The organism is Streptomyces sp. NPDC048416 (assembly GCF_043200435.1).
Classification (GTDB): domain Bacteria; phylum Actinomycetota; class Actinomycetes; order Streptomycetales; family Streptomycetaceae; genus Streptomyces.
Genome location: NZ_JBICXU010000004.1, coordinates 60,553 through 73,452 on the forward strand (window position 1 = coordinate 60,553; position 12,900 = coordinate 73,452).

General features: G+C 72.8%; 7 protein-coding genes. 1 reads left to right on the forward strand and 6 read right to left on the reverse strand.

Annotated features, from left to right (window positions below; translation table 11 throughout):
• Positions 1-40 precede the first annotated feature (40 nt).
• From ACGFW5_RS06885 to ACGFW5_RS06910, 6 genes are all read right to left on the reverse strand, one after another.
• Positions 41-1,342 (reverse strand): M50 family metallopeptidase, encoded by a 1,302-nt coding sequence (locus ACGFW5_RS06885; RefSeq protein ID WP_393833136.1) that lies wholly within the window; start codon positions 1,340-1,342, stop codon positions 41-43.
• Complete coding sequence (gene dxr, locus ACGFW5_RS06890) at positions 1,339-2,598, reverse strand: 1-deoxy-D-xylulose-5-phosphate reductoisomerase (RefSeq protein WP_393833137.1); 1,260 nt, start codon at positions 2,596-2,598, stop codon at positions 1,339-1,341. The genes ACGFW5_RS06885 and dxr overlap by 4 nt, the downstream gene beginning before the upstream one ends.
• Before the next feature lie 371 nt (positions 2,599-2,969).
• Positions 2,970-4,895, reverse strand: coding sequence for an acyl-CoA dehydrogenase family protein (locus ACGFW5_RS06895; RefSeq protein ID WP_393833138.1), 1,926 nt, complete (start codon positions 4,893-4,895; stop codon positions 2,970-2,972).
• Positions 4,896-5,075: 180 nt separating this feature from the next.
• A complete protein-coding gene (locus ACGFW5_RS06900; protein ID WP_393833139.1) occupies positions 5,076-6,521 on the reverse strand; it encodes an aldehyde dehydrogenase family protein in 1,446 nt (481 codons plus the stop codon).
• A 434-nt stretch (positions 6,522-6,955) separates the two neighbouring features.
• On the reverse strand, positions 6,956-8,509 hold the full coding sequence (locus ACGFW5_RS06905; RefSeq protein WP_393833140.1) for a PucR family transcriptional regulator: 1,554 nt from the start codon (positions 8,507-8,509) through the stop codon (positions 6,956-6,958).
• 130 nt (positions 8,510-8,639) lie between these two features.
• Complete coding sequence (locus ACGFW5_RS06910; protein ID WP_393833141.1) at positions 8,640-11,051, reverse strand: ATP/GTP-binding protein; 2,412 nt, start codon at positions 11,049-11,051, stop codon at positions 8,640-8,642.
• Positions 11,052-11,296: 245 nt separating this feature from the next.
• Between ACGFW5_RS06910 and gabT the strand changes: the two genes are divergently transcribed.
• A complete protein-coding gene (gene gabT, locus ACGFW5_RS06915) occupies positions 11,297-12,631 on the forward strand; it encodes a 4-aminobutyrate--2-oxoglutarate transaminase (protein WP_393833142.1) in 1,335 nt (444 codons plus the stop codon).
• Positions 12,632-12,900 lie beyond the last annotated feature (269 nt).

Sequence of the window (12,900 nt, forward strand, 5' to 3'; positions counted from 1 at the left end):
GCGTGCACGGCAGCCGGCTCGAACGCGCCGGCTTCGGGCGTCAGGTGAGTTTCACCGGATTCACGACGTCCGCCACCAGGACGAGCAGGGTGAAGCAGATGAAGATGCCGGCCACCACGTACGCCACCGGCATCAGCTTGGCCACATCGAAGGCGCCCGGGTCGGGGCGCTTGAGGACCCGCGCCACCGTGCGGCGCAGCGACTCCCACAGGGCGCCGGCGATGTGACCGCCGTCCAGGGGCAGCAGCGGCAGCATGTTGAAGAGGAACAGCGAGAGGTTGAAGCCCGCGAGCAGGAACAGGAACGTCGCGATGATGCTCTGCGTCGGGGCGTCGAGGTTGAGCACTTCGCCGCTCAGGCGCGCCGCGCCGACCACGCCGACCGGCGAGTCGGCCTTGCGCTCGCCGCCGTCGAAGGCCGCGTTCCACAGGTCGGGGATCTTGCCGGGGAGCGCGACGATCGAGTGCACGCCGTTCTCCACCATGGTGCCCATGCGGTCCACGGACTCGCCGAAGGTGAGCGGCTTGATCTCGGACTTGGGCGAGAAGCCCAGGTAGCCCGCCGGGACGTACTGGTCGGGGACCGCCTGCCCGTCCGCGTCCTTCTTCGCCACCATGTTCTTGGCGAGCGTGGCGTGCAGGGTGACCTGCCGGCCGGCGCGCTCCACGGTGACGGTGGCCGGGCCGATGGTCTCGCGGATCCGGTCGGACAGGTCGGACCAGTTCTTCACGGGCTTGCCGTCGAAGGCGACGATCTTGTCGCCGACCTGGAGGCCCGCCGCCTGGGCGGGCGAGACCTTGTCGCCCGGCTTGCAGGTGTCGCGCTTCTCGGTCTGCGCGATCACGCACTTCTGGACGCCGGCGACCTGGGTGGTCTCGGCGGCCATGCCGAAGCCCATGAGCACACTGAGGAAGATCGCGACCGCGAGGATCAGGTTCATGAACGGGCCCGCGAACATGACGATGACGCGCTTCCACGGCTTGCGCGTGTAGAAGAGCCGGTCCTCGTCACCCGGCTGGAGCTCTTCGAACGCGGCCGCTCTCGCGTCCTCGATCATGCCGCGGAACGGCGAGGTCGACCGGGCCTCGATGCGGCCGTCCGCGCCGGGCGGGAACATGCCGATCATGCGGATGTACCCGCCGGCCGGGACCGCCTTGATGCCGTACTCCGTGTCGCCCTTCTTGCGCGACCAGATGGTGGGGCCGAAGCCGACCATGTACTGGGGCACACGGATGCCGAAGAGCTTGGCCATGGAGAGGTGGCCGAGCTCGTGCCAGGCGATGGAGATGAGCAGCCCGACGGCGAAGAGCGCTATGCCGAGGACCGTCAACAGGATCGTCATGCGCGTGCCTCCGCTGTTGCCTTCACCGCGAGTTCTCGGGCCCGGGCGCGTGCCCAGGTCTCCGCTTCCAGGACGTCCGGGACCGTGAGGGAAGTTCCCGCGTGCGGCGTTCCGTGTTCGGTGACGACCTCCGTCACCGTCTCCATGATCCCGTTGAACGGGAGCCGCCCGGCCAGGAACGCGTCCACGCACTCCTCGTTCGCGGCATTGAACACCGCCGGAGCCGTCCCGCCCAGCTCCCCCACGTGCCGGGCGAGTCCCACCGAGGGGAAGGCGTCGTTGTCGAGCGGGAAGAACTCCCAGGCCGAGGCCTTGGTCCAGTCGAAGGCGGGCGCCGCGTCGGGGATCCGCTCGGGCCAGCCGAGCCCGATGGCGATGGGGCCGCGCATGTCGGGCGGGGTGGCCTGCGCGAGCGTGGACCCGTCGGTGAACTCGACCATGGAGTGGACGTAGGACTGGGGGTGGACGACGACCTCGATGCGCTCGAAGGGGATGTCGTACAGCAGATGGGCCTCGATCACCTCAAGGCCCTTGTTGACCAGGGTCGCCGAGTTGACGGTGATGACCGGCCCCATGGCCCAGGTGGGGTGGGCGAGCGCGTCGCTGGGGGTGACGTCGGCGAGTTCGTCCTTGGTACGGCCGCGGAAGGGTCCGCCGGACGCGGTCACGACCAGCTTGCGCACATCGGAGCGCTTGCCGGCCGCCAGGGCCTGGAAGAGCGCGGCGTGCTCGGAGTCGACGGGGATGATCTGGCCGGGCTTCGCGATGGCCTTCACGAGCGGACCGCCGACGATCAGCGATTCCTTGTTGGCGAGCGCGAGCGTGCGGCCGGCCGTGAGCGCGGCCAGGGTCGGAGCGAGGCCGATGGAGCCGGTGATCCCGTTGAGCACGGTGTGGCAGGGGGACGCCGCGAGCTCGGTGGCGGCGTCGGGACCTGCGAGGATCGTGGGGAGCGGCCGGCCCGCGTACTGCTCGGCCAGCGCCTCGCGCAGGGCGGGCACGGCGTCCTCGCGCGCCACCGCGACGGTGTCGACTCCGAGCCGGCGCGCCTGCTCGGCCAGGAGCTCGACCCGGCCGCCCGCCGCGGAGAGCGCGGTCACGCGGAAGCGGTCGGGGTTGCGCAGGACCAGGTCGATGGCCTGGGTTCCGATGGACCCGGTGGATCCGAGTACGACCACATCGCGGCGGCCTTCGGCCGGGTCGAAGGCGATGTGCGGGTCGGCGAGGGGGGCTGGGCTGTCGCTCATGCCCCCCATTGTTGCCGCATCCGCTGTGCGCCCGGACAGCGCTCCTGTCAATAAGACCGGGATGAGTGCGCGCGGGGCGCCGAAAAGCTGCCCGGCGCGTGCCGGGCGCCGGAGCGGAACCAGCCACTCCGGTGCGCGGCCCCCCGGACCGGATCCGGCCGGACTCCCAACCGGATCCGGCCCGGACTCCCGTACGGGCCCGGTTCCGATTGCCCGTACGGGATCGGACGCACGGGCGTACCGGGTCGCGGGCCCCGGCCCACCGGGTCCGGCGCCCGGGCCTACCGGGTCCGGCGCCCGGGCCTACCGGGTCCGGCGCCCGGGCCTACCGGGTCCGGCGCCCGGGCTTACCTAATTGGGCGCCGGGGCTCCGCCGCCGGTCAGCGCACGGGGCGGTGGACGTTGTCGCGCCGGGCCGGGCCCGGGGTCGCGTCCGCGATCCAGGGGCCCTCGTCGGATGCGTCGAGGACGCCCTCCTCCAGCCACGTGTACGCACCGGCCAGCACTTCGTCCACGACCTTGCGGTCGAGGTCGTCGGTGTTGCTCCACAGGCGTGTGAACAGTTCCTCGACCCGGATGCGGGACTGGCAGCAGAACGTGTCGGCCAGCTGGACCGCCTCGCGCCCGTGCTCGCCGGTGGCGCGCAGATGCTCGGCCCGTACGCACGCGGCGCTCATCGCGAACAGCTCGGCCCCGATGTCGACGATCCGGCCGAGGAAGCCCTGCTTGGTCTCCATCCGACCCTGCCAGCGCGACATGGCGTAGAACGTGGAGCGGGCCAGTTTGCGGGCGGAGCGCTCGGCGTAGCGGAGGTGCTGGGCCAGTGGCCCGAATTCGCCGTACGAGCGCGGGAGTTGACCCGGGCCTGCGACCAGCTTGGGGAGCCACTTGGCGTAGAACCCGGCCGCGTTCGCGCCGGCCTTCGCCTTGTCCTGGAGGCTCTTGTCGGGGTCGATCAGGTCGCCCGCCACGGACAGGTGGGCGTCGACCGCCTCGCGGGCGATCAGCAGATGCATGATCTCCGTCGAGCCCTCGAAGATCCGGTTGATGCGCATGTCCCGGAGCATCTGCTCGGCGGGCACGGCGCGTTCACCGCGATCGGCCAGCGAGTCCGCGGTCTCGAAGCCCCGGCCGCCGCGGATCTGGACCAGCTCGTCCGTCATGAGCCAGCCCATCTCGGACCCGTAGAGCTTGGCGAGCGCGGCCTCGATCCGGATGTCGTTGCGGTCCTCGTCGGCCATCTGCGCGGAGAGGTCCGTCATGGCTTCGAGGGCGAACGTGGTGGCGGCGATGAAGGAGATCTTCGCGCCCACCGCCTCGTGCCGCGCGACCGGCCGCCCCCACTGCTCGCGTACGCCCGTCCATTCACGGGCGATTTTCAGACACCATTTGCCGCTGCCGACGCACATCGCGGGCAGCGAGAGCCGGCCGGTGTTGAGCGTGGTCAGGGCGATCTTGAGGCCGGATCCCTCCGGCCCGATCCGGTTCGCGGCCGGGACACGTACCTGGTGGAAGCGGGTGACGCCGTTCTCGATGCCGCGCAGGCCCATGAACGCGTTGCGGTTCTCGACGGTGATGCCCGGCGAGTCCGCCTCGACGACGAAGGCGGTGATCCCGCCCTTGTGCCCCTCGGACTTCGGCACCCGGGCCATCACGACCAGCAGGTCGGCGACGACGCCGTTGGTGGTCCACAGCTTGACGCCGTCCAGAACGTAGGTGTCGTCGCCGTCCGGCACCGCGGCGGTGGCCAGGCGCGCCGGGTCGGAGCCCACGTCGGGCTCGGTGAGCAGGAACGCGGAGATGTCGGTACGGGCACAGCGGGGCAGGAAGGTGTCCTTCTGCTCCTGGGTGCCGAACAGTTTCAGCGGCTGGGGCACCCCGATCGACTGGTGTGCGGAGAGCAGCGCGCCGATCGCGGGGCTCGCCGAACCCGCGAGCGTGAGCGCCTTGTTGTAGTAGACCTGGGTGAGTCCCTGGCCCCCGTACTTGGTGTCGATCTTCATCCCGAGGGCGCCGAGCTCCTTGAGCCCGTTCACGACGTCGTCGGGGATGCGCGACTCGCGGTCGATGAGGCGGCCGTCGACGCGGGTCTCACAGAAGTCGCGCATCTTGGCGAGGAAGGCCTCGCCGCGTTCCACGTCGTCCGCGGCCGGCTGGGGATGAGGGTGGATCAGATCGAGGCGCAGCCGGCCGAGGAAGAGTTCCTTCGCGAAGCTGGGTTTGCGCCAGTCCTGCTCGCGGGCGGCCTCGGCGACCTGGCGCGCCTCGCGCTCGGAGACCTTGGGCGTGTGCTGTGGTGCGGTCATGAGGGGTTCTCCTCGCCGCGGGCTTGGCTGCGGGCGGTCGCCCGTTACCGGGGGGTGCTACTCGACCGTATGTACCCGATTCCCGGCGGTTGGACCACCCCTCGGGGGCGCCCGGGCGTACGACGACGGCCGGAACCCCCGCACAGTGGGTTCCGGCCGTCGGTCTGGTGGGGCCGTGTCCTAGAGCGCGAGGCCCGTCAGGACGAGGACGCGCTCGTAGGTGTAGTCGTCCATGGCGTAGCGGACGCCCTCGCGGCCGACGCCGGAGGCCTTGGCACCGCCGTAGGGCATCTGGTCGGCGCGGTAGGACGGCACGTCGCCGATGATCACGCCGCCGACCTCCAGGGCCCGGTGGGCGCGGAAGGCGGTCTGCACGTCGTGCGTGAACACCCCTGCCTGGAGGCCGTACTTGGAGGCGTTGACCGCGGCGAACGCCTCGGCCTCGCCGTCCACCTTCTGCACGGTCAGGACCGGTCCGAAGACCTCCTCGCAGGCGAGGGTGGTGTCGGCGGGCAGCTCGGTGAGCACGGTCGGCGCGTAGGAGGCACCGTCGCGCTTGCCACCGGTGAGCAGCTTGGCGCCGGCCCGTACGGCCTCGTCGACCCAGGACTCGACGCGCTGGGCGGCGTCCTCGCTGACCAGCGGGCCGACATCGGTGGCGGAGTCGGACGGGTCGCCGGTGACCTGTGCCTCGACCGCGGCGACGACCTTGGGGAGCAGCCGGTCGTACACGGCGGCGTCCGCGATCACGCGCTGGACGGAGATGCAGGACTGGCCGCCCTGGTAGTTGGAGAAGGTGGCGATGCGGGTCGCCGCCCGGTCCAGGTCCTCATCCGAGGCCCAGTCGGCGAGGACGACGGCCGCGCCGTTGCCGCCGAGCTCCAGGGTGCAGTGCTTGCGCGGCACCGAGTCCATGATCGCGTAGCCGACCTTGTCGGAGCCGGTGAAGGAGATGACCGGGAGGCGGTGGTCCTGCACCAGGGCCGGCATCTTGTCGTTGGCGACCGGCAGGATGCTCCACGAGCCGGCGGGCAGCTCGGTCTCGGCAAGGAGCTCGCCGAGTACGAGGCCCGAGAGCGGGGTCGCGGGGGCGGGCTTGAGCACGATCGGGGCGCCCACCGCGATGGCCGGGGCGACCTTGTGGGCGCACAGGTTGAGCGGGAAGTTGAAGGGTGCGATGCCGAGGACGACGCCCTTGGGGAAGCGGCGGGTCAGGGCGAGGCGGCCCACGCCGCCGCCGTCGGTGTCCAGGCGCTGGGCCTCGCCGCCGTTGAAGCGGCGGGCCTCCTCCGCGGCGAAGCGGAACACCGACACGGCGCGGCCGACCTCGCCGCGGGCCCACTTGATGGGCTTGCCGTTCTCGGCGGAGATCAGCTGGGCGATCTCCTCGGTGCGCTCGGCGAGTCGCTTGGAGACGTGGTCGAGGGCGGCGGCCCTGACGTGCGCCGGGGTCGCGGCGAACTCCTCCACGACGGCGTGCGCGGCGGCCACGGCCTCCTCGACCTGGCTGTCGGTGGGCACACTGACGGAGGCGACGAGCCGGCCGTCCCAGGGCGAGGTGACATCGAAGCTGTCGTCGCCGGTGGCCTCGCGGCCGGCGAGCCAGAAGGCGTGGGTAGAAGTCATGCCCTCACGGTAGGCCGGGGGGCGGGGGTGCGCGTTTGTCCGGCGTGGAGTGGTGCACCCGCGCCATACGCCGCTTTGTCGCCCCGGCACGCCCCAGGGGGACCCCCATGACGGGCTGAAGATGCCCATGCTGGCCCGCACCATGCCGCCAAGGGGCGCGGGGAACTGCGCGACCAGCCACGCACGGCCCGCACCCGACACACTCTCCCCCGGAGGGTTGCGGGAAGGGGTGGGGCGGGGCGAATCCCGGGGGCCGGGGCGGAGCCCCAGGGACCCCGCTCTCGTCTGCGGACCGTGCCCGCGTCTCGCGCCGTTCCCCGCGCCCCCGACCACTCGGCGCGCAACCTTCACCCCGGGCGCGAACAGGGGCCGGGGCGGAGCCCCAGGGGTTCCGGCTACCGGCGGAGGGATTCGGGGAGGGGCGGGGTGGGGGACTACTCCCGGTCGGGCGCGGACGTCGCCTTCAGGGCCAGCCACAGCTCCATGCGGACGTCCGGGTCGTCCAGGGACCGCCCCAGGATCTCCTCGACCCGCCGCATCCGGTACCGCAGGGTGTGCCGGTGCACCCCCAGGTCGGCCGCCGCCGCGTCCCACTGCCCGTGCCGGGACAGCCACGCCCGCAGCGAGGCCACGAGATCGCCCCGCCCCTTCGTGTCGTGCTCGTACAGCGCCCGCAGCATCCCGTCCGCGAACGCCCGCACCGCGTCGTCCGCGAGCAGCGGCAGCACGGACCCGGCCACCAGGTCCTCGTGCTCGACGAGCGCCTTGCCGCGCCTGCGGGCGACCGAGAGCGCCTGCTCGGCCTGTTTGTACGCGGAGGCCGCGGCGATCGGGCCGGCCGGCGCGGAGAGGCCGACGACCAGTTCCTCGCCCTCGGCGCTCTCGTGCGCCAGACAGGCGGCCACGGCCTCGCCGCCGTCGGCGGCCAGGACGACGAGCCGGCTCGCCTCCGGCACCACGAGGACCGTCTCGCCGCAGCGGGCGGCGGCCGACTCCATGGTCTCGGTCAGCGCCGCGAGCCCCGCGGGCTCGCCCTCGCCCGCGAGCTCGGCGATGACCAGCCGGAACGGGGCGTCCAGGAGCCCGCCGTACAGGTCGCCCGCGACCGCGCGGGCATGGTCCTGCTGACCGGAGAGCAGCATGCGCAGGACCGCCGCGCCGAGCCGCTGCTCGGCCGCCTGGAGCGAGCGGGAGCGTTCGGTGGTGAGGGTGAGCAGCGCGACGGCGGAGTGCACCGCGTACCGCTCGGCCGTGCCCAGCGGCGCCCCCGTACCGACGGCGAGCGCGCCGCGCACCCGGCGTCCGGTGCCGAGCGACTGGAGTTCGACCCGGTCGCCCGACGCGTCCTCGGTGCCGCCGACCACCGCGCTTGCCGGGGCGGCGCGTTCGCGCAGCCGGGCGACGTCCGGGGTGAGCCGGGCGGCGCGGCGGGCGGCCCACTCGGGGGCGGCGGCCACGACGGCGCCGGAGGTGTCGTACAGCGCGGCCCAGCCGTCGACGTGGGCGGCGAGCTTGGCGATGAGGACGGCCGGGCCGTCGGACAGCGCGGCCCGGGTCAGCTCGCGCTGCGCCTCGAACCCGGCGGTCACCGCGCGGTACTGGTCGGCCGAGATGGCCGCCGAGACCTCTTTGGAGATGGCCAGGAACGGGGTGCGCCGTGGCACCTCCAGGAGCGGCAGGCCCTCCTCGCGGGCCGCCGTGAGCAGCGCGTCGGGCACGGTGTCGTAGTTGACGCCGATGGCGAAGCCGAGCCCGACCACCCCGGCCCCGGCCAGCCTGCGTACGTAGCGGCGCATCGCCTGGGGGTCCTCGGCGGCCAGCGTCATCGCGGTGGTGAGCAACAGCTCGCCGCCCTCCATGTACGGGACGGGGTCGGCGAGTTCGCTGACGTGTGCCCAGCGCACCGGGCGGTCCAGGCGGTCCTCCCCCGCGCGCACGGTGAGCTTGAGCGCCGAGTGCTGGACGAGCGAGGCGAGCGTGGGCGGCATGGGACGGGGTTACCTTCGGTAGGCGTTTGCTACGTCCCGTATGAACGAAGCATCTCCATTTTGCCAGCCCGGCCAGGTCCCCCGGAGCTCTTCGGCCACCGGACAACGCCCGGGCCGCGGCGCCCGGGGCTCACCCGCGCAGATCCACCAGGAGCGGCGGCGCGTGCTCGCCCTCCACGGTGGTCAAGGAGAGCACCGCGTGCCCGGCGGGCACCTGGTGGGCGAGCTCGGAGGCGGACCAGCGTTCCCGCTCGACCTTGCGCACGGTGACGGCGTCCGTGGTGACGGCCTTGCCGGTGACCAGTTTGCGCAGCGCGTGGATGGCCCGGGTGAGCGGCTGGTCGGCGAAGACGGTGTGCTTGGCGACCTCGGTGGTCTCCACCCACTCGGTGCCCCAGGCCTGCGCGAAGAGCCGCCCGTCCCAGGTGGTGACCCCGGAGAACGCCATGTGGCAGCCGACGGAGCCGAGCAGCGAGGTGTGCAGCTGTTCCGGCACGTCGCCGAGCCCGCGCAGGGTGAGCAGCACCCCGGCGTTGCAGTTCCGCAGCCGCTGCACGGCCCGTACGGAGGTGGCAGTGACGGCGTGCGTGGCGTCGTCGAGGGCGAGGAAGGCGAAGAGCGAGCGGTCCGTGCGGGCGGCGGCCCCCGCGGTGAACTGGGCGAGGACGAGCCGGGTCAGCAGGTGTGCCGCCTCGGGGTGGGCGCGCTCGGGCACGTCGATCCGGACCCGCAGCGGGTGTTCGAGGGCGCGCAGCGAGAACGGCCGGGTCTGGCCCGTGGTGTCGAAGAATCCCTCGAAGGCGGGACGGTCGAGCACCGCGACCCGGGCGGCCAGAGCGAGGCCCGGGTCGCCGGGGCTGCCCAACTGGCGTTCCCTGGCGTCGAGTTCGCGATGGTAGGTGCGGTGCGCCTCGGGGTCGAGGCGGGCCCTGAGCTCTTCGAGGGCCCGGGGTGAGCCGTCCAGGAGTTCACGCAGGACGGGGACGGAGGGGAAGCGTCCGTGGGCCGCGCGGTAGGGGCCGAGCAGTTGGGCCAGGGCGGTCGCGGCGCGCCGCGCGTCGACCTCGGCGAGGTCTCCGGCGAACGCCTCGGCGAGCAGGGCCGCGGCCTCGTCGGGGTCGGTGGCGCCGCCGTACAGGTCGAGGTCGTACGCCGAGGCGGGGTCGCCCGGTTTGATCACCACGTCGTAGCCGTCGTCGGCGCCGAGCGGGGTGCCGGCCGCGCACACCGCGACGACGGCGGCCTTCCCTGCCAGTGCCTGGAGCGCCAGCGACTCCACGACGGGCCGCACCAGGTGCCGGGTCTTGCCCGCACCGAACGGCCCGATGGCGAGCAGCGAGGCGCCGAGCGCGGCCGGGTCGATCGCGGCGCCCGCGCCCCTGCGGGTGGCCGGGGTGCGCTCGGTGTCGGGGTAACGGCCGATGCGCACCTGCGAGGTGAGCAGGTCGTGGGTGGCCGCGCGGGCGGGCAGGTCGCGGTCGCCCGAGGGATGCAGACAGGCCCGCGCGCCCTGGCCCGCGACGGCGTCGGTGAACGCGCCGAGCCGGGAGGGGTCGGCCTTCACGGTCGTCCAGGCCCGCCGGATCCGTACGCAGTCGACGTCGTTCATGCGCCCGGCCCGCTCCTCCGCCACGAGCCGGTCGGCGCTCACGTCCTGCCCGGCGGAACGCAGCTCGGGCCAGTCGGCCGGGGTCTCGCCGGGGCCGCTGGGGACCGGGCCGCCCTCCTTGCCGGCCCGCAGGTCGCGCAGCACGGTGAACCATCCCCCCGCACGCGCGGTCAGCCACAGGATCGCGGCGGCGCCCACCAGGTGGTACCAGGTCGCGAACGTGCGCAGATGGTCCGCGACCTGCTCCCCGGTGCCGTTGTACAGCCACGCGTGCGGCATCAGTGAGAGCGCCAGGTCGCCGAAGGGCAGCAGGGGGCGCGGCGGCGGGGAGCCCGCCTGCACGGCGGCGGTGGACGGGGCGTAGTCCTTCAGGCTGTCCGCCTGCACGAAGCACCAGGCCAGGAAGGCGCCGACCAGTGCGGTACGCACAGCCCGGGAGGGCTGCGGATGCTCGACGGCGTACCGGCGGAACACCTCGCGCCAGTTGCCGAGGCGGCCTGCGGTGTAGAGCACGAGAACCGCCACCAGGCTGTTGTAGACGGCGAGGGCGGTGGTGGCCGCCGGGGGCCGTTCGAATCCCCACCAGTCCGCCGGGGTGACGAGTTCGAGCAGGACCCGGCTGTGCGGGACGTAGCCGTTGCGCCACAGCGACCAGACCAGGGCGGCCGCGAGCAGCGCGACGACGGCGCCGCCGACCAGCGCCCGGCTCGGCACCCGGTCCGGGTCCGCGTCCGGTCGTGGTGTGTGGCCCAGGCGCCACAGGCCCGGTTCGGCCGCCGCGCGCGGGGTGCGCAGCCAGCCGCCGAGCGGGGCGCCCGCCGTGGGCGCCTCGGCGGGCCGGGGCGGGAGCGTGGGGCGCGGCGGCGGCCCGGCCGGGCGCGGGACCGCCCCCGAACGGGTGCCGCGTGCGTCGTACGTGCCTTCGGTGTCCATCGACCCCTTGCCCCCTGACCAGCCAGGTCCGTTCCGAGCGGTACGAACGCTCAATGTAGTGGCAGCGCGCAAGGGTTCACCGCTGCCGCGCACCACCCGCCCGCACGGGCCACCTGTCCGCCGAGGACAAGGGACACACACCCACCACTACCGAACGGCGCATGCCACGGTCCGCTCGCGCGCTCTAGCCTGCGAAGAAAGCCAAGGAAGCGTCCACATCCCCAGGAAGATCCCAGGAGCCCCTCATGAGTGCGATCCCGCAGGAGCGCCGCGTCGTCACCGCCATCCCCGGCCCGAAGTCGCAGGAGCTTCAGGCCCGCCGTCTCGCGGCCGTCGCCGCAGGTGTGGGCTCGACGCTGCCCGTCTTCACCGCGCGCGCGGGCGGCGGCATCATCGAGGACGTCGACGGCAACCGCCTGATCGACTTCGGTTCCGGCATCGCGGTGACCTCGGTGGGCGCCTCCGCCGAGGCCGTGGTGCGCCGCGCGACCGCCCAGCTCGCCGACTTCACCCACACCTGCTTCATGGTCACGCCGTACGAGGGGTACGTCGCCGTCGCCGAGCAGCTTGCCGAGCTGACGCCGGGCGACCACGCCAAGAAGTCCGCGCTGTTCAACTCGGGCGCCGAGGCCGTCGAGAACGCCGTCAAGATCGCCCGTGCGTACACCAAGCGCCAGGCCGTCGTCGTCTTCGACCACGGCTACCACGGCCGCACCAACCTGACGATGGCGCTGACGTCCAAGAACATGCCGTACAAGAACGGCTTCGGCCCGTTCGCACCCGAGGTCTACCGCGTTCCGGTGGCCTACGGCTACCGCTGGCTCACCGGCCCGGAAAACGCCGGCGCCGAGGCGTCCGCGCAGGCCATCGACATGATCAACAAGCAGATCGGCGCGGACAACGTCGCCGCGATCATCATCGAGCCGGTGCTCGGCGAGGGCGGCTTCATCGAGCCGGCCAAGGGCTTCCTGCCCGCGATCAGCCAGTTCGCCAAGGACAACGGCATCGTGTTCGTGGCCGACGAGATCCAGTCCGGCTTCTGCCGCACCGGCCAGTGGTTCGCCTGTGAGGACGAGGGCATCGTCCCCGACCTCATCACCACCGCCAAGGGCATCGCGGGCGGCATGCCGCTGGCCGCGGTGACGGGCCGCGCCGAGATCATGGACTCCGCTCACGCGGGCGGCCTCGGCGGCACCTACGGCGGCAACCCGGTGGCGTGTGCCGCGGCCCTCGGCGCGATCGAGACGATGAAGGAGCTCGACCTCAACGGCCGGGCCAAGCGCATCGAGGAGGTCATGAAGGCCCGCCTGGCCACCATGGCCGAGAAGTACGACATCATCGGCGACATTCGCGGCCGCGGCGCCATGATCGCCATCGAGCTGGTCAAGGACCGCGCGTCCAAGACCCCGAACCCGGAGGCCGCCGGCGCGCTCGCCAAGGCCTGCCACGCGGAGGGCCTGCTGGTCCTGACCTGCGGTACCTACGGAAACGTGCTGCGCTTCCTGCCGCCGCTGGTCATCGGCGAGGACCTGCTGAACGAGGGTCTCGACATCATCGAGCAGGCCTTCACCGGCGTCTGATCCGCACCCGAACCAGAGGCGCGCACACCGCTCGTGAAGAACGTGTGGGGGGCCGATGGCGGGATGGAGTTCCGGCTGTCGGTCCCCCGCCGTCTGTCGTACGGTTTCCGCAGATGAGAGAAACACCCCGCCCGCAGGGGACTGCGGGCGATTCCAGGGCACAGCATCCCCAGCCATGCCCTGGTCGTGCCCTCGCGCACACCACTGGAGCCTCCGGCTCCGGAACTCCTCTCCGATCGGACGACCGACCGCCCCACACCCCCCGGGGC